Source organism: Acuticoccus mangrovi (assembly GCF_016411865.1).
GTDB lineage: Bacteria > Pseudomonadota > Alphaproteobacteria > Rhizobiales > Amorphaceae > Acuticoccus > Acuticoccus mangrovi.
In genome coordinates, this window is the sequence record NZ_JAEKJA010000005.1 from 144,307 (window position 1) to 161,477 (window position 17,171).

At 69.2% G+C, this 17,171-nt stretch carries 14 protein-coding genes; 7 read left to right on the forward strand and 7 right to left on the reverse strand.

Annotated features, from left to right (window positions below):
* Positions 1-83: 83 nt before the first annotated feature.
* Positions 84-1,598, forward strand: coding sequence for a right-handed parallel beta-helix repeat-containing protein (locus JCR33_RS07355; RefSeq protein WP_211110134.1), 1,515 nt, complete (start codon positions 84-86; stop codon positions 1,596-1,598).
* 2 nt (positions 1,599-1,600) lie between these two features.
* On the opposite strand, the gene JCR33_RS07360 is transcribed toward JCR33_RS07355, so the two are convergent.
* Positions 1,601-2,767 carry a mandelate racemase/muconate lactonizing enzyme family protein gene (locus tag JCR33_RS07360; protein WP_198881388.1) on the reverse strand — a complete coding sequence of 389 codons (1,167 nt, stop codon included), beginning with the start codon at positions 2,765-2,767 and terminating at the stop codon, positions 1,601-1,603.
* Positions 2,768-3,023: 256 nt separating this feature from the next.
* Between JCR33_RS07360 and JCR33_RS07365 the strand changes: the two genes are divergently transcribed.
* The 5 genes from JCR33_RS07365 (at position 3,024) to JCR33_RS07385 (ending at position 11,240) form a co-directional block, all read left to right on the forward strand.
* Positions 3,024-4,433, forward strand: a complete 1,410-nt coding sequence (locus JCR33_RS07365; RefSeq protein ID WP_198881389.1) for a cytochrome ubiquinol oxidase subunit I — start codon at positions 3,024-3,026, stop codon at positions 4,431-4,433.
* Positions 4,434-4,439: 6 nt separating this feature from the next.
* Positions 4,440-5,459 carry a cytochrome d ubiquinol oxidase subunit II gene (gene cydB, locus JCR33_RS07370; protein WP_198881390.1) on the forward strand — a complete coding sequence of 340 codons (1,020 nt, stop codon included), beginning with the start codon at positions 4,440-4,442 and terminating at the stop codon, positions 5,457-5,459.
* 364 nt (positions 5,460-5,823) lie between these two features.
* Positions 5,824-8,775, forward strand: coding sequence for a diguanylate cyclase (locus JCR33_RS07375; RefSeq protein ID WP_198881391.1), 2,952 nt, complete (start codon positions 5,824-5,826; stop codon positions 8,773-8,775).
* A gap of 165 nt (positions 8,776-8,940) precedes the next feature.
* Entirely contained in the window at positions 8,941-9,447 is a 507-nt protein-coding gene (locus JCR33_RS07380; RefSeq protein WP_198881392.1) for a thioesterase family protein, read from the forward strand.
* Positions 9,447-11,240, forward strand: coding sequence for a chloride channel protein (locus JCR33_RS07385; RefSeq protein WP_232372410.1), 1,794 nt, complete (start codon positions 9,447-9,449; stop codon positions 11,238-11,240). The genes JCR33_RS07380 and JCR33_RS07385 overlap by 1 nt, the downstream gene beginning before the upstream one ends.
* Positions 11,241-11,244: 4 nt before the next feature.
* Here JCR33_RS07385 and JCR33_RS07390 read toward each other — a convergent pair whose 3' ends face one another.
* Both JCR33_RS07390 and JCR33_RS07395 read right to left on the reverse strand, forming a co-directional pair.
* Positions 11,245-12,477 (reverse strand): cation:proton antiporter, encoded by a 1,233-nt coding sequence (locus JCR33_RS07390; protein WP_198881393.1) that lies wholly within the window; start codon positions 12,475-12,477, stop codon positions 11,245-11,247.
* Positions 12,478-12,483: 6 nt separating this feature from the next.
* Positions 12,484-14,277 carry an aminopeptidase P family protein gene (locus JCR33_RS07395; protein WP_198881394.1) on the reverse strand — a complete coding sequence of 598 codons (1,794 nt, stop codon included), beginning with the start codon at positions 14,275-14,277 and terminating at the stop codon, positions 12,484-12,486.
* Between the two features lie 236 nt (positions 14,278-14,513).
* Here JCR33_RS07395 and JCR33_RS07400 point away from each other — a divergent pair, with 236 nt between their 5' ends.
* Entirely contained in the window at positions 14,514-14,735 is a 222-nt protein-coding gene (locus JCR33_RS07400; RefSeq protein ID WP_198881538.1) for a hypothetical protein, read from the forward strand.
* A gap of 10 nt (positions 14,736-14,745) precedes the next feature.
* Here JCR33_RS07400 and JCR33_RS07405 read toward each other — a convergent pair whose 3' ends face one another.
* From JCR33_RS07405 to JCR33_RS07420, 4 genes are all read right to left on the reverse strand, one after another.
* Positions 14,746-15,678: a 50S ribosomal protein L11 methyltransferase gene (locus JCR33_RS07405; protein ID WP_198881395.1), complete on the reverse strand. Its 933-nt coding sequence runs from the start codon at positions 15,676-15,678 to the stop codon at positions 14,746-14,748.
* Between the two features lie 75 nt (positions 15,679-15,753).
* A complete protein-coding gene (locus JCR33_RS07410) occupies positions 15,754-16,245 on the reverse strand; it encodes an anthrone oxygenase family protein (protein WP_198881396.1) in 492 nt (163 codons plus the stop codon).
* A gap of 27 nt (positions 16,246-16,272) precedes the next feature.
* Positions 16,273-16,839, reverse strand: coding sequence for a disulfide bond formation protein B (locus JCR33_RS07415; RefSeq protein WP_198881397.1), 567 nt, complete (start codon positions 16,837-16,839; stop codon positions 16,273-16,275).
* Between the two features lie 8 nt (positions 16,840-16,847).
* The gene (locus JCR33_RS07420) at positions 16,848-17,003 is read right to left on the reverse strand and encodes a DUF5993 family protein (RefSeq protein ID WP_198881398.1); all 156 of its coding nucleotides are present in this window, start codon (positions 17,001-17,003) and stop codon (positions 16,848-16,850) included.
* Between the last annotated feature and the right edge of the window lie 168 nt (positions 17,004-17,171).

Below are 17,171 nucleotides of genomic sequence, written 5' to 3' on the forward strand. Positions count from 1 at the left end.
GGTGGCCCAATCTCTTGGCATCGGCCACGCTCGCGCACTAGGATCTGCCGCTTTTCAGACAGTTCTTTTCGAGGTGATTGATGATGCAGACGTTTTCAGCGTCCGATCCGGCCGAGCTGCGGGCCGCGATCGCTGCGGCGGCGGCCTATCTCGCGACGCTCGAGGGCGAGGCGGAGGGATGCCGCATCCTCGTCCATCCCGGCCCCTATCACGAGGCGACCGACGTCGTCGGCCTCAAGGGGCGCGTCGGTGCGCCGGTCGTGTTCGAGGGGGGAGGCGGGGTGATCTGCGGCGGCAGCCATCCCGATCCGCAGCAAGGCTACGGACGGCCGCAGGACGGCGGGCCCGGCAACCCGACGGCGACGGACTTCGCCTTTCTGCGCTTCAGCCACTGCGAGCACGTCGTGGTGGCGGGGTTCGAGCTGCAGAATTACTGGCCCGTGATCCTCTATTTTCAGAAGAGCAGCCACATCACCATCATCGGCAACACGCTGCGCCACGGCACCAATGCCGTGTTCGCCAAGCAGGGCCGCGGCTTCGGTCTCGAAGGCAACCGCTGGCAGCAGGACGACACGCCCGAGCACGTGCTCTGGCACGAGGTGGACTGGATCGAGGCGCACGGCGGCGACGGCGGCATGGGGACCAAGCGCTACTACAACGGCAGCTTCTTCGCCTCCAAGGACGTCTCGGAGGTGAACATCAGCCGCAATGTCATCAGCGACTGCTACAACGGCGTGCGGATGAAGGTGGGGCAGCTGCCGGGCGACGCCGGCCTGCCCTACAATCGCGACGTCTATATTTTCGACAACGACTTCGTGCGGGTGCGCGACAACCCGATCGAGCCGGAATACTACGTCCACAACTGGCACATCGCGCACAACCGCATCGTCGACGCGCACAGCTGGTTCTCGCTCGACGGGGTGCGGGGCGGGTACATGTACATCTACGGCAACACCGCCCACTTCGTGTCGCGCCAGGGGGTGAAGGACGCCACCCACCACACGATGGGCCGGGTGCTGAAGCTGAGCTACGCCTCTCACAATCCGGACTATGCTCTCGGCGCCGCGGTGCCCGACCACCCCTGGTACGTGGTGCACAACAGCTTCGTGCTGCGCTGCCCCATCGTGGGCGGCGCCGCCGACGAGGTGCCGCAGCCGCCCTGCGACGGCGTCGGCCCCGACTACACCGCCAACCTCACCTGCGCGAACAACGCCTTCGAGTGGTGCAGCATCGACGAGCACGGCATCTATCTGTGCGAGTGGATCGCCATGCTGCGCAGCTTCTCGCGGCGGCAGAATGACGGGGTGGTGTTCGACCACAACCTCTCCAACCGGCGGGACTATTTCGACCAGGCGCGCAGCCTGTCGCTGGGCGAGGCGGGCGGCCTCCACGCCGACGCGCCGTTCTTCGTGCGGCCGGCGGAGGGGGACTTCACCCTCGTGGCGGAGAGCCCCGGCCGCGGCCGCGCCGAGCCGATGGAGCTTGAGGCGCCCGACGGGAGGCGCCTGCGGATCCGGCCGGGCGAAGGCGGCGCGCTCCATCGCGGCGCGATCCAGGACTATGGGCACGCCGAGCTCGAGGAGGTCGTCTCCGTCTGACTTCAGGCGGGGGCGTCGATGCGGTAGCGGGCGAGTACGTCCGGGTTCGGGATGACGCCGTGGCCGGGCCGGTCGGGCACGGCGACGCGCCCGCTCTCGCGCACGCCGCCGAGAACGTCGAGATCCTCTTGCGGTAATTCGGTGAGGAAGGCGTTGTGGGTGGTGTCGTATTCGAGCATCGGCTCGTCCGGGTGGAGCCCGCCGGGGAGCGGCGGCTGGGCGGCGAGGAGCTGGAGGTTCGTCGCCACCGACACCGCCGACCCCCACACGTGGTTCACCACCGGCACGAAATGGGTGTGGGCAAGGGCGAGCACCTTCACGAACTCGGAGATGCCACCGAGCCCGCACACCTCGGGCTGGGCGATGGAGAGGCAGCGCCCCTCGAGGAGATCGCGCCAGCCCCAGCGCGTGAACTCCGCCTCGCCGCCGGCGATGTTGACCGAGAGGGCGGCCCGCAACGTGCGGTAGCCGTCGCGATCCTCCGGTGCGACGGGCTCCTCGAACCAGTAGACGCCGAGCCCTTCGAGCGCCCGGCCGACGGCGAGCGCCTGAGCCGTATGGTAGGCGTGGTTGGCGTCCACCATCAGCCGCGTCTCGTCCCTGAGGCCCTTGCGCGTCGCCTCCACGAGGCGGATGTCCTCCGCGACACCGCAGCCGACCTTCATCTTCACCGCGCGAAAGCCCATCGCCTCGATGGCCGCCGCCTCGCGGGTGAAGTCGGCGGCAAGGTCGGCGCTCGGCCGCAGCATCATGCCGTAGCCGTAGACCGGGACGTCGGTGCGGAAGGGGCCGCCGAGAAGGCGCGCGATGGACAGCCCCGTCGCCTTGCCGGCGATGTCCCACAGCGCGATGTCGATGCCCGACAGGGCCTGCAGCGGCATTCCCTTCTGGCCGTGGTCGCGCAAGAGATTGTAGACGTGGTGCCACACCACTTCGCGGGCGAGCGCGTCCCGGCCGACGATCATCGGGGCGATCACCGCCTCGACGATGGCGCGATTGGCGAGCGCCACGTTGCCGGGTCCGAAGCACTCGCCCCACCCGGTGATCCCCGCATCGGTCGATACCTCCACGAGGTGAGCGGTGCGGCGGCGGTACATCTGCTGCGAGTAGCCGAGGGTCTCGGGCAGGTCGTAGCCGATGAGGTGGCTCTTCACGGCGGTGATCTTCACGGGGCGCTTCCTGTTCTTTCGTTGGCCGCGGGCGGCTCGCCCCGGCGGGCGCATCCTGCGAGAGGGCGGCCGCGCACTCAATCGCTGACCCCCGCAGCGGCGTGGCGTCGCAGCAACGCGCGATCCCGGTGATGTCAATGCGCCGTCATGGGCCGGGCTTTATCCTTGATTGTCAGTGGAAATTAAGCCGTGCACTATCGGGCGAGGTGGCGCGGTCCTGCCGCACGTGCCGCCAGCTCAGCCGAGGACGTACCGAATGGACATCGATCCCGTCATCCTTGCCCGCGTCCAGTTCGCCTTCACCGTTTCCTTCCACATCATCTTTCCCTCCTTCACGATCGGGCTCGCGGCGTGGATCGCCACGCTGGAGGGGATGTGGCTTGCCACCAACAACGACCGCTATCACCTCCTCGCCCGCTTCTGGACGAAGGTGTTCGCGGTCTCCTTCGGCATGGGCGTCGTCTCCGGCATCGTCCTCTCCTACCAGTTCGGCACCAACTGGAGCCGCTATTCGGAGGTGGTGGGCAACGTCGTCGGCCCGCTGATCGGCTACGAGGTGCTGACGGCCTTCTTCCTGGAGGCGACCTTCCTCGGGCTAATGCTGTTCGGTTGGAACCGCGTGCCGCCGTGGCTCCACTTCCTCGCCTGTCTGGCGGTGGCGGTGGGCACCACGCTGTCCGCCTTCTGGATCCTGTCGGCCAACAGCTGGATGCAGCATCCCGCCGGCCATGAGGTGCGCGACGGCATCGCCTATCCGGTCGACTGGCTGAAGATCATCTTCAGCCCGACCTTTCCGACCCGGCTCGGCCACATGGTGGTGGCGGCCTACATCACCACCGCGTTCGTGGTGCTCGCCTCGGGCGCGCGCTGGCTGCGCGCCGGCATCGCCACCGAGCAGGCGAAGACGATGGTGCGCATGGGGCTCGGGCTGCTCGTCGTGCTGGTGCCGCTCCAGGGCTTCCTGGGCGACGCGAGCGGCGAGAACACGCTCAAATATCAGCCGGTGAAGGTGGCCGCCATGGAGGGCCACTGGGAACAGCAGGAGACCAACGAGGGGCCGATGCCCTGGGTGGTCTTCGGCTGGCCCAACGAGGCGCAGGAGCGCAACGACTTTCAGATCTCGATCCCCTATCTCGGCAGCATCATCCTGACCCGCACCCTCGACGGCACGATCAAGGGGCTGAAGGACTTCCCCGCCGACGAGCGGCCGCCCGTCGCCGTGCCCTTCTTCGGCTTCCGCATCATGGTCGCCCTTTGGGGGATCATGATGCTGGCGGTGATCGCGGGAGTGGTCCTGTGGTGGAGGGGGCGTCTCTTCGACACCGGCGCCTACACGCGCATCGTCAGCCAGTTCTGGCCGATCGGCTTCTGCGCCATCCTCGCCGGCTGGTTCACCACCGAGGTCGGACGCCAGCCGTGGGTGGCGACGGGGATCCTCAGAACCGCCGACGCCATCTCGCCGGTGCCCGGGGAATCGGTGCTCATCACGTTGATTCTCTTCGTGATGGTCTACGGCATCGTGTTCTCCTCGGGCGTCTTCTACATCAACCGCTTGCTGAAGAAGGGGCCGGTGGTGCCCGATACTCCGGAAGCCGACGTGTCGGGTCTGCGGCCGCTCTCCGGGGCCAAGGATGCCGGCCGCGACGCCCTTCAGCCCGGGGAGTGAGGGACAATGGACAGCCTCTGGTTCGACATCTACCTGCCGCTCATCTGGGCGCTCCTCATCGGCGTCGCGGTATTTCTCTACGTCCTGCTCGACGGCTTCGATCTCGGTCTCGGCATCCTCTACCCCTTCACCAAGGAGGAGGGGGAGCGCGACCAGATGATGAACTCGGTCGCCCCCTTCTGGGACGGCAACGAGACCTGGTTGATCCTCGGCGGCGGCGGCCTCTGGGTCGCCTTTCCGAAGGCCTATGCCGTCATCATGCCGGCGGTCTACCTGCCGGTGATCGTCATGCTCTTAGCGCTCGTCTTCCGCGGCGTCGCCTTCGAGTTCCGCTTCGTGTCGAAGCCGAACCACAGGTGGTGGGACATCGCCTTCATAGGGGGCTCCACCGTGGCCGCCTTCTGCCAGGGGGTGGTGCTCGGCGCGGTGGTCTACGGCCTGCCGGTGGAGAACGACCAGTTCGCCGGCGGCCCGTTCGACTGGCTGCACCCCTTCTCCATCATGTGCGGCTTCGGCGTCGTCGTCGGCTATGCGCTGCTCGGCTCCGGCTGGCTGATGATGCGCACCGAAGGGCCGCTGCGGGAGAAGGCGCAGCGCTGGGCGATGCCGCTCCTCGTGGCGCTCGTCGCGTTCATCGCGGCGGTGTCGGTGTGGACCCCGCTGGTGATCTCGGAGATCGCCAACCGCTGGTTCTCGCTGCCGGAGTTCCTCTATCTCGCGCCGGTGCCGCTGTTGACGCTGTTCTTCGCCTGGCTCGCCCGGCGCGGCATCGCGAGGGGGAAGGGGGCGATGACCTTCGTTCCCTCGGTCTGCCTGTTCCTGCTCTGCTTCGTCGGGCTCGCGGTCTCGAACTTCCCCTACCTCGTGCCGCGCCACATCACGGTGTGGCAGGCGGCGGCGGCGCCGGAAAGCCAGCTCTTCGTGCTTCTCGGGGCGATCCCGCTGGTGCCGATCATCCTCATCTACACCGGCTTCATCTACTGGACCTTCCGCGGCACGCTGAAGCCGGGCGAGGGCTACCACTAGGACGGGTGCCGGAACGCCGGACCCCTCGCCAGGCGGGGTGACGCCGATACCGGCTAGCGTCGTGAGCGACACGGTGCGGCCGGCGCGGGGCGGCTGAGGCCGGCTCCGCCCGGGCTCGGCCCGACGGCGCTCGCCGCGTCGTCCGAGCGCACTCCAGCCGATCCCGTCGATGGGGGCGGGCCGCCGCCATCTCGGCCGGGCGCTCGCCGTCCTTTCCACCGCTCCGTCACTTGTGCCGCCGATCTACGACTTGCGGTTGGTTCGGTGCTCGTTCATCCATGCATCGGTATATGGTTGGGATATGATCGGAGCTATGGCCCCCGCCCATCGAGTGCCTTGTTTCCGCCGGCATGCGGGGCTTGCCGTGCAGCTTCTTGGCCTCAGCCTCGCCCTCTTCGTCGCGCTCCACGCGCCGGCGCGGGCGGCCGGGCCGGCGCTGTCGGACCAGGAGCGCGCGTGGATCGCCGCCCATCCCAACGTCAGCGTGGGCGTGGTGGCCGACAACGAGCCCTACTCCTTCTTCCGCAACGGGCAGATGATGGGGTGGACGCTCGACGTCCTCCACCGCCTCGAGGCGGTGATCGGCCTCAGCTTCAGCATTCGGATGGGCACCTGGCCGGAGATCTACGGCAACTTCCGCGCCGGCGGACTCGACGTCATCGCCGACATCTCGCGCACCGAAGAGCGGCTGCCGTTCATCAACTACACCGACCCCTATCATCTGCGCCGCACGGTGCTGTTCCACAACGTCGACCGGCCGCTCGAAAGCCTCGACCTCGACACGCTGCGCAACAAGCGGATCGGCGTGATCAAGGACATCTACTATGGCGGGGCGCTGCGCGAGGCGGGGCTCGTCACGGTGGCGTACGACACCTATCGCGACCTGATGGCCGCGCTCGCCTTCGGCTGGGTCGACGCCGCCCTCGCGGCGGAGATGACCGGCAACTTCTTCGCGCGCGAGAACGGCTTCTCCAACGTGGCGCTCGCCGGCACGCTGCCGCTCACCGAGGTCACGCTGGAGGACTTCCGCCTCGGCGTCCTGAAGGCCGACGGCAACAGCGACCGGGCGATGCTCTTCTCGATCCTCGAGAAGGCGGTGGCGACGCTTCCGACCGAGGAGCTCGCCGCGATCACCGAGCGCTGGCTCAGCTACCGCAGCGGCCGCAGCTTCTCGGCCGGACCCCTGCGCCTGCTGCCGGAGGAGCAGGACTTCGTGGAGTCGGCCCCGCCGCTCAAGATCGGCTTCATCAGCGACTACGAGCCCTTCAGCTTCCTCGCCGACGGTCGCGGCCAGGGCTACGCGGTGGACCTCGCCCACGAGATCTCCGCCCGCACCGGCCTCGTCCTGATGCCGGTCTACGACAACTGGTCGAACCTCCTCGAGGCGTTCCACGCCGGCGACATCGATATCATCAGCAACATCTCCTATACCGACGCCCGAGCTGAATATACGCTCTATTCGCAGGAGTATCACCGCATCCCGAACGCGGTGTTCGTCCGCTCCGGCTTCGGTCCCTACCGGGGTCTGTCCTCGCTCGCCGGCAAGTCGGTCGGCATCGGTCGCGATATCTACTATTCGGACGTGCTCCAGGCCCGCCTCGACGACGTCAAGACCTACGCGACGCAGGAGGACATCCTCAAGGCGCTGGCCGACGGCGAGGTGGACGCCGCCGTTCTCGCGCTCAGCAACGGCAACGCCATCATCCGCCATCTCGGCCTCATCAACATCGAGATCGGCGGCGAGTTCCTGATGGACGGAGTGGAGCGGGAGGACCTGCGCTTCGGCGTGTCGCCGCGCTATCCGTTCGTGCGCAGCATCATCGACCGGGCGATGAGCGCGATCCCGCTGTCGCGCTGGAACGAGCTCGACACGCGCTGGCTCGGCCCGACCTTCTCCGGCGCGGCCCGCCAGCGCGTGTCGCTGACGACCGAGGAACAGGACTTCCTCGACAGCAAGGGCGTGCTCAATGTCTGCGTCTCGCCGGTGACGCCGCCCTATACCGAGGTCAGCGACGACGGCGAGTTCACCGGCGTCGCGGCCGAGGTGATGACGATCCTCGCCGAGCGCGGCGGCATCGACTGGCAGGTGGTGCCGGTCCCCGTCTGGGGTCCCACCCTCGCGCCGCCGCCCGACTACGAGTGCGACGTGGTGCCGTTCGCCATGGAGCGGACCACGCCCAACGAGCACTGGACCTTCACGGCGCCCTATCTCGACCTGCCGATGGCCGTCGCCAACCGGCTCTACGAGCCGTTCGTGGAGGGGGTCGGCGAGCTCGCCGATCTGCGCGTCGGCATCGTGCCGGAGCGCAGCCCCCACGACGTCCTCATCCGGCGCTACCCGGAGGTGCGCTTCGTCGACGTGGAGAGCGAGAAGGTCGGCCTCGGTCTGCTGCGCGGCGGCGAGCTCGACGCGATGCTCGGCACGCTCGCGAGCCTCGGCCAGCTCATCGCCACGAGCGGGGCGAACGACGTGAAGGTTGCCGGGCGCATCGCCGAGGACTGGCGCGCCTCGATCGCCACCCGCGCCGACGAGCCGCTGCTCGGCGCCGTCTTCTCCCGCCTCGTCGCGACGCTGAAGGACAACGAGGCTCAGGCGATCCTGAACCGCGAGATGCTGGTGCGCGTGGAGCGGACGGTGGACTATCGCCTGCTGCTGCAGCTCGCTGCGGTGGCCGTCTTGCTTCTCGGCACCTTCTTCTACTGGAACCGCAAGCTCCACCGGCTCAACGTGGCGCTCAACACCGCCAACGAGAAGCTGCAGGAGATCAGCAACACCGACGCCCTGACCGGCCTCTTCAATCGCCGCCACTTCGACGACCGCGCCGCCGCGGAGTTTCGGATCTGCCAGCGGAACGGCTGGCTCTTCGCCGTCGCGATGATCGACGTCGACCGCTTCAAGCCGATCAACGACAAGATGGGCCACCTCTTCGGCGACCTCTGTCTGCGCCACATCGCCGACATCGCACGCGAGTACGCCAAACGCAGCGGCGACGTCGTCGCCCGCTACGGCGGCGAGGAGTTCGTGATCTATACGCTGGGCGGGTCGGGCGACGACTTCGTGATGCGGCTGGAGCGCCTGCGCCGGGAGCTGTCGGAGCGCCCCGTGGGCACTGGAGCGGGGCGCTATACGCTCACCATCAGCATAGGGTGCTACGCCGCCGTGCCGTTGCCGGGCCAGACGGTGAGCGACTTCGTGCGCCACGCCGACACGCGCCTCTACGACGCGAAGAAGGGCGGCCGCAATCGCGTGGTCGCGACGGTGGAGCGGTCGGCGCCCGCCGGGCTCGCCGGCGACGGCAGTCCCGCGCCGGCATAGGCCTTTGAGCGAGCCAGCCCGGCGCATGCCGCGACCGGCGGATCGCGGAAGGGTCTGTTATCGTCGGAGTGGGCTGATTAGAATTGTCGTTCCGCCAGGCGAGCTGACGCCTGACAGCGACACGCAGTCCGTCCGCCGCCGCGGGCGGAACCGAAGGAGGTATCCATGGCCGACACGACGATGCACGCACGCGATGACGCGGCGCTCGTCTGGTCCCCCCCGTTCGACATCGAGCTCGGCTGGCTCGACGGCAACGGCCACCTCAACATGGCCTACTACCACGTCATGTTCGACCGTACCGTCGACCTCGCCCTCGACGTGCTCGGCCTCGGCGACGCCTACCGGACGGAGAACAAGGCGGGCCTCTTCACCGTCGAGACCCATGTGATCTACCGCAGCGAGGTGCACGCCCACGACAAGGTGCGGGTGAGCTTCCAGCTCCTCGGCTGCGACGAAAAACGCCTGCACGCGTTCCAGACCATGGTGCGCGAGGCCGACGGTCAGCTTGCCGCGACGTCGGAGAATCTGTTCGTCCACGTGGACCTCGAAGCGCGCCGCGCCGCGCCCTTTCCCGCCGACGGGCTGACGCGGGCACGCGACATGGTGGCGGCCCATGCCGCCGTCGGGACCTCCAAATATGTCGGTCGCCGGATCGCGCCACTCGGCGACTGATGCGCCGGCCCGAACCCACCGGCGGCTCCGGGTCGGCCGAGGAGCCGCCGGACCGTGACAGTCGGGCGGCCGATGCCGCCGACATGCGCGACGAGGAGCTCGCCGGCCTCGTCGTCGGCGACGAGCCGGCCTCGCCACCGCGCCACCGGCTCCAGCGGCTGATCGCCAAGGTCTTCTCGGTCCGCGCGTGGTTCGCCGACACCTACCACCGCTCCGCGGACAACTTCGCCGCCTTCGTGGCGGCTCGCCAGCCGGCGCTGTGGCTGATCGCGGCGGTGGTGGGGGCGGGCGTCGGGATGGCGGCGGTGGTGTTCCGCCTCGGCATCGGCGCCGTGCAGTGGCTGTGGCTCGGCGACGCGAGCGAATACAGCCTCCACCTCATCGCGAAGCAGCCTTGGTGGGTGATCGTCGCCGCCCCGATGGTGGGCGGGCTCGTGGTCGGCCTCATCAACCAGTTCGTCATTCCCGGCCGGCGGCCCGGCAGCGTGGCGGACGTGATCGAAGCCTCCGCCCGCGGCGGCGGCGGGCTCGGCTTTCGCCACGGGCTCTCGTCGGCCGTCTCCACGGTGATCTCGCTCGGGGCGGGGGCGAGCGCGGGCCGCGAGGGACCCGTCGTCCATCTCGGCGCGACGCTCGCCGCGGCCATCGGCGCTTTGATGCGGCTGCCGCCGCAGGGCTCGCGCATCATCCTCGCCTGCGGTGTCGCGAGCGGCATCTCGGCGTCCTTCAACGCGCCCATCGCCGGCGTTCTCTTCGCCCACGAGGTGGTGCTTCGCCACTACGCCGTCAGCGCCTTCGTTCCGATCGTCATCGCCTCGGTCTGCGGCACCTTGGCGGGGCGCATCTTCATCGGCGACGTCGCCGCCTTCGTGGTGCCGCACTATGCGATCGGCTCCTATTGGGAGGTGCCTGCCTTCGCGCTCCTGGGCCTCGTCGCGGCGGGGGTGGCGATCGCCTTCCAGTTCACCCTCATCGTGTTCGACCAGACGGCGCGCACGATCCTGATGCCCGCCTGGGGGCGGCCGATGCTCGGCGGGGCGGCGATCGGCATCGTCGGCGTGTTCCTGCCGGAGATCCTGGGCGTCGGCTACGAGGCGACCGACATCGCCCTCCACGGCGGCTTCACCCTCCTCACCATGATCGCGCTCGTGGTGGCGAAGATCCTCGCGACGTCCGTCACGCTCGCCTCGCGCTTCGGCGGCGGCGTCTTCACTCCGGCGCTCTATCTCGGGGCGATGACCGGCGGCGCCTTCGGCATCATCGCCGCCGAGGTGTTTCCCCACCTCGCCTCCGACCGCGGGCTCTATGCGATCCTCGGGATGGGCGCGGTGGCGGCGGCGATCCTCGGCGCGCCAATCTCCACCACGGTGATCGTGTTCGAGCTCACCGGCGGTTACGCGCTGTCGATCGCGCTCCTCCTCACCGTGTCGATCGCCACCGGGCTGCACCTTGCCGTGCACGGCCGCTCCTTCTTCCACTACCAGCTCGAGACGCGCGGCACCGTGCTCGCCGACGGCCCCCATCGCTACTTCCTGAAGACGGTGATGGTGTCCTCCTTCATGAGCGAGTTCGACGGTCCGGCGAGCCTTGCCGACGCCGACGACCCGCGGAAGGTGCGGGCCAACGACACGCTGGAGACGGCGCTGCGGGTGTTCAACGAGACGGGCGCGGACGCGCTCGCGGTGATCGACCCGCGCGACCGGCGCAAGGTGGTGGGCTCGGTGAGCCACGTCCAGGCGCTGCGCGCCTACAATCGCCGCCTCGTGGAGACGAGCGTGGAGGAGCACCGCTGAGGGCTCAGTCGGCCACGCTGTCGTGGCGGCCGAGCCAGCGGGAGACGGGGGTGGCGGTGAGCCCGTGCACCACCATCGAGCCGACGATGATGGCGCTGACGATGGGCCACAGCGCGGGCGCGTCCACCTTGCGCAGCGCGAGGGTGACGTAGAACACCGCGGCGACGCCGACGGGACCGAACCAGCCGGCGAAGGCCCGCTCGCGCCAGCCCCGATAGACGGGCGTCGCGAAGCCGATGAGGAGCCACGCCGGAAGGCGGCGCACGAGAAGCACGAGCACCACCCCGAGGAGCAGCGGAAAGCCGAGCTCCACCCAGTCGTCGAACGGCAGCGTGGCACCGAGGAGAACGAAGAAGAGCGGCGTCACCGTGCGGTCGACGAGGGCGTCGAAGTGAACTGATCCCGCCATGTCCTCCTTGTCGAGGAAGGCGCGGAAGGCGAGGCCGGCGGTGAACACGGCGAGGATGCCGTCGGCGCCCATCAGCTGCACGGCCCCGAGCGTCACGAAGGTCATGGCGATGAAGATCGGCACCGAGGTCTCGGTTTCGACGAGGCCGTGGGCGCGGGCAGCGCCGTAGAGCTGGCCGAGGACGAAGCCGATCGCGCCGCCGAGTGCCGTCGCCGCGCATACCTCCCAGAGGATGGTGCCGACGATGTAGTCGCTCCACGGGATCGCCTCCTGGGTGAGGAGGATGATGGCGATGACGACGAACGGGTAGCCGAGCCCGTCGTTCGCCGCGCTCTCGGCGGTGATGGCGTCGCGCAGGCGCTGGGGCACGTTGCGCTGGGCGACGTCGCCGGAGACGATGCTGTCGGCGAGCACCGGATCGGTCGGCGTCACGATAGCGGCGATGAGGAGGGCGGTCGCGAGCGTGACCGGGAGCACCATCAGCGCCAGCGCCGCCGCCACCCACATCAGGAACAGGCCCACGGTGAGGACGAAGGCGAGGCTTCTCCAGTGGCGTCGCACATAGTCCGGCTCGAGGCGGAGCGCGGCGTTCATGATGGCGAGGCCCACCACCCCCTCGGCGGCGTGATGCACGAACGCGTCGCCCGGCTCGCCGATGCGCACGTCGAAGGTGGCGAGGCCGACGGGGCCGAGCAGGATGCCCGCGCCGAGGCACAGCAGCGGCTCGGTGAGGACGCCATACCCCTCGAGCCACCGGCCGAAATAGGCGAAGCCCAGCACCACCGACGCGGCGATGACCATGACGATGGTGGGGATGTTGGTTTCCACGGGCCGTCAGAGCGAGGCGATGGGCCGGGTCCGCTCCTCGAGCCAGGCGCGCTCGTCGGCATCGAGGTCGCCGGCGAGCGCCCCGTGCACCCGCGCGTGGTAGGCGTCGAGCCAGCCGATCTCCACGGCGCTCAGGAGGAGCGGCTCGACGAGGCGCGTGTCGATCGGCGCGAGCGTCAGCGTCTCGAACGAGAGCATCGCCTGTTCGCCGCCCGGCGGCACCCGCGCCTCGCGCACCAGGCACAGCGCCTCGATGCGGATGCCGTAGGCGCCGGTGCGGTAGACGCCGGGCTCGTTGGAGACGATCATGCCGGGAAGCAGCGGCTCGCGGCTGCGCTTGGAGATCGCCTGCGGCCCCTCGTGGACGGCGAGGTAGGCGCCCACCCCGTGGCCCGTGCCGTGCTGGAAGTCGTAGCCCGCCCGCCACAGCGCCGCCCGGGCGAGGGGGTCGAGCTCGGACCCCATGGTGCCTTCCGGGAAGCGCTGCATCGCGATCGCGATGTGACCCTTGAGGACGCGGGTGAACTGGACGCGGAAATCGGCGGACGGCGTGCCGGCGACGATGGTCCGGGTGATGTCGGTGGTGCCGTCGGGGTACTGGGCGCCGGAATCGATCAGGATCGGCTCGTCGGCCCCGACCGTGCGGTCGGTGGAGCGGTCGACCCGATAGTGGACGATCGCGCCGTGGGGGCCGGAGCCGCAGATCGTGTCGAACGACACGTCGACGGCGCCGACGTCGCGGCGGTAGGCCTCGAGACGCTCCACGATGTCGATCTCGGTGAGGCCCACGGCGTTGCGGTCGAGCCAGGCGAGGAAGCGCACCATGGCGAGGCCGTCGCGGTGGTGGGCGGCGCGCATGCCGGCGATCTCGGCGGCGTTCTTCACCGCCTTCAGCTTCAGCGTGGGGTCGGTGACGGTGACGAGCGTGCCGCGCTTCTCGATCGCGGCGAGGGCGGCCTCGGGCGTGCGGTCGGGATCGGCGGCGACGCGCTTGCCCTGGCTGAGCTCGGCGAGGGCGGCGAGGAAGGTGTCCGCCGGGGAGAGGACGGCGAGCCCGTCGAGCGCGGCGACGAGGTCGTCGCCCACCTTGCCGGGGTCCACGAAGATGGTGGCGAGGCCTTCGCGGGGGATGAACACGCGCGATAGGACGAGCGGGGTGTGGACGACGTCGGCGCCGCGCCAGTTGAAGATCCAGCTCACCGCGTCGCTCGAGGCGACGAGGAGCGCGTCGGTGGTCATCGCGGCGCGCACGTCGGCGAGCTTGTCGGCGGCGCTGCGGCCGGCGACCGCCAGCGGATGGGCGACGACGCGGCCGCGCGGCGGGGCCGGGCGGTCGTTCCACACGAGGTCGACGGGGTTGGCGTCGAGATAGGCGAGGGAGAGGTTCTCGGCGCGGCCCTTGAGGCGGTCGAGGTCGGCGCGGCTGTGGAGACGCGGATCGACGCCGAGGGTGAGGCCCTTGAGGTTCGCCTTCATCCAGGCGGCGGCCTCGTCGGGCTGGCTGACGCGGTGGAAGATGTCGCCCGGCACCTGCCGCTCCGACTGCAGCGTATAGCGTCCGTCGGTGATGAAGAGGGCGCGGTCCTCGAGGACGATGGCGCGGCCCGCCGATCCGGTGAAGCCGGTGGCGTAGGCGAGGCGCTCCTCCGAGGGGGGCAGATATTCGCTCTGGTAGGCATCCTCGTGGGGGATGACGAGACCGTCGATCTTCAGGCCGCCGAACTGGGCGCGCAGGCGTGCGATGCGCGCTGCGATATCGGCTGTCTCAACGGTGGGGGGATCGAAAGTCTGGTAGGCCATGAGCGGACATTCGCCTGTCGGTTGAGGGGCGGCAAGCGCTTTTCCACGCCAAATAGGCTTGCCGCACCGAGCCTATAGGATCGTCAATCGCCTCAAAATGGTGCATTGCAAAATGCGGAGGCAGGCATGCACGTTTGTGCATTGCGGTATGGAGCCGAATAGCTAGGTTTTGTCGTGTCAGAGCGCAGGCAACGTCCGTACTTGGGGTTGCTGCAACGCACAATCGGAGAGTCCCAATGGCCACCGTCACCGCCCACGATTATGCCCTTACCGGTTCCGCGAAGGAGCAGGGTCTTCTGTCCCGTATCGGCGCCCGCATCATGGCGTCCCGCAAGCGTCAGGCCGACCGTGCCGTCGCTGCGTACCTCCTGAGCCTCGACGACGCCACCCTGACCCGTCTCGGCTACGATCGCACCGAGATCGAGCGCCGCAACCCGGCCGGCTACCCCTTCCTCTAAGCCAAGCCTCTTAGAGATCTGCGCCATTGGAGGGGAGGGCTCCCGTCCTCCCCTGGCGCCCAACGAAGGCCGCATGGCCCGAACGACGCTCAAGCGTCAGGGTGATCCAGTCGTCGATCACCACGTGCTCCTTCAGGCGGAAGCCCCGCGCTAGATAGGCCGCCCGCACGCGGCGCCCGTCGCGCAGCCTGAGACCCGACAGAACGAGAGTCCGGCGCGCCGATGCGCCGAGTTGTCCGGCCATCGCGATCAGCGGCCGGGCGAGAATGTTCGCGATCACCGTATCGGCGATCTCCACCGGCCCCGCGGCGACTGCCGTGCGAATCGGCCGGCGACAGCGATTCGCCCGCGCATTGGCCCGCGCCACCCGCACCGCCACATCGTCGATGTCGCTCGCCACGACGCTCTTGGCTCCGAGCCGGTCGGCGGCAATGGCGAGCACCCCCGTTCCCGTCCCGACATCCGCAACGCTGCCGAGCGGTCCGCGCATCGCCAGCCGCTCCAGCGCGATCAGGCACCCCTTGGTCGTCGCATGGTGCGCCGTGCCGAAGGCGCGCCCGGCATCGATCTCCAGATTCCACATCGACGGCGGTAGGCGCATCCGGTCATGGGTGCCGTGCACGACGAACCGTCCGGCGCGCACCGGGTGCAGCGCCTTCTGGCTCTCAGCCACCCAGTCGCGCTCGGCGAGCGCATCGATCTGGAAGGGGGGAAGAACGGGGCAGAGCTCGCGGGCAAGCTCCAGCCAGCGGGTGCGGCCCGCCTCGTCGGTATCGTCGGTAAACAGCACGTCGACGAGCCACGGCCCGTCCTGCTCGGGGCGGTAGGCGGACAGGATCGGCTCGCCCTCGTCGACCAGCGCGTCGAGCACGGTGAGGGCGTCCATCGCCGGCTTCTCGAAGGCGTCGCCGACGCCGAGCGTGGTGTAGGCCCGTGTGACCATGCGGATTCTTTCAAGAGGCCCGTCGGCCGGAAGCTTATGCGCGGGGTGCCGCCCGGCTCAAGCCGGATGAGCCCGTTACGGCATCAGCCGGAGGGTGGCGAGGAGGCAGCCGAACGACACGAAGGACGACAGGGTGCGCACGTGGTTCCACAGCGTCCAAGGCTCGGAATATTCGTGCCAGAGCCTCGCCTGGGCCGCGGAGCGGGTGGGGATCTCGGCGTCGGCGAGGCCGTCGTTGAGGGGGAGATTGACCACGATCGTCACCCCGAAGGTGCCGACCGCGTAGACGAGCACCGCAGCGATGACGCACCAGGCCGCGGGCGAGCTGATCTGCGGCAGGAAGGTGAGGGCGGCGACGATGCCGACGAGGAGCGGGCCGAAGAAGGCGGGGGCGAAGAGAGCGTTGCGGATCTCCTCGTTGATCGCGTTCATCGCCTCGATCGCGGCGGCGGGCGGGGCGACGTCGAGACCGCGCATGACCGAGGCCGACCAGGCGAAGAAGAAGCCGGCAATGGCCCCGGTCAGGACGATGTCGACAATGAGAAGGCTGAAGCGGATTGTGGACATCCCGGGTGTTCCGTGTTCGACGGCGCGTCAGCTACCGGAGAGCAGCGCCTTCAGCGCCTCCACGCCTTGATAGCTGGTCGGGTCGTCGGGGCAGAGGCCCAGACTGCACTCGGCAAGGGTCGAGACGCCGTTGCCCGCGGCGGCCAGCGCGAAGAGCAGCACGGCGAGCACCCCGAGGGTGCCGCGGCGCTCGTAGTCGTCGCTGTCGAACTGGCGGTTGAAGAGGAGGAGGACGCCGCCCCCGGCGACGATCGCAGCGAACACGATGAACGCCCAGGTGTAGAAATGGAGGCCGAGGAAGGGAGCGCCGTAGGCCCCGGTACCCGGCACCACGTGCAGCGCGATCTGGCGCAGGGCGACGGCGCCGCCGCCGACGGCGCCGAGGATCATCAGCCCGTAGTGCGCCGGCCGGACGCCGACGAGGATGTTGAGCGCCAGCCCGGCTCCCGCCACGACGAAACCGGCGCGCTGCAGGATGCAGAGCGGGCAGGGCAGCTCGCCGCCCACGAACTGGTCGAAGAAGGCGAAGAGGAGAACAGCCGAGATGGCGAGAAGGCCGAGCGCGTTGAGCTGACGGGCGAGATGTGAGGTCACGGGCGCGCTCAGAGATCGAGGCCGAGAGAAGCGGTAACGTAGGCGTTGAACAACACGAGCGTCGCCGCGAGCGACAACAGCACGAGCATGACCGCCACACCGCGCGCGCGGAAGGCGGCGAACACGAGGGCGAGTGCGACCCCGAAGAAGGGAATGCTCATCATGGCGGCGACCGCTCTCCCGTCGGGGGTGGTGATGGGCGGGCCGGACGGTCCGCTGACGGCGCGCGAACCTAGGCAAGATCAGCGGGGCTGGCAAGCTGGTACGGACACCGGCTTCGCTCGGCGCCAGGCGGGCACGAAAAAAGGGGCCGCGCGGTGCGCGACCCCTTC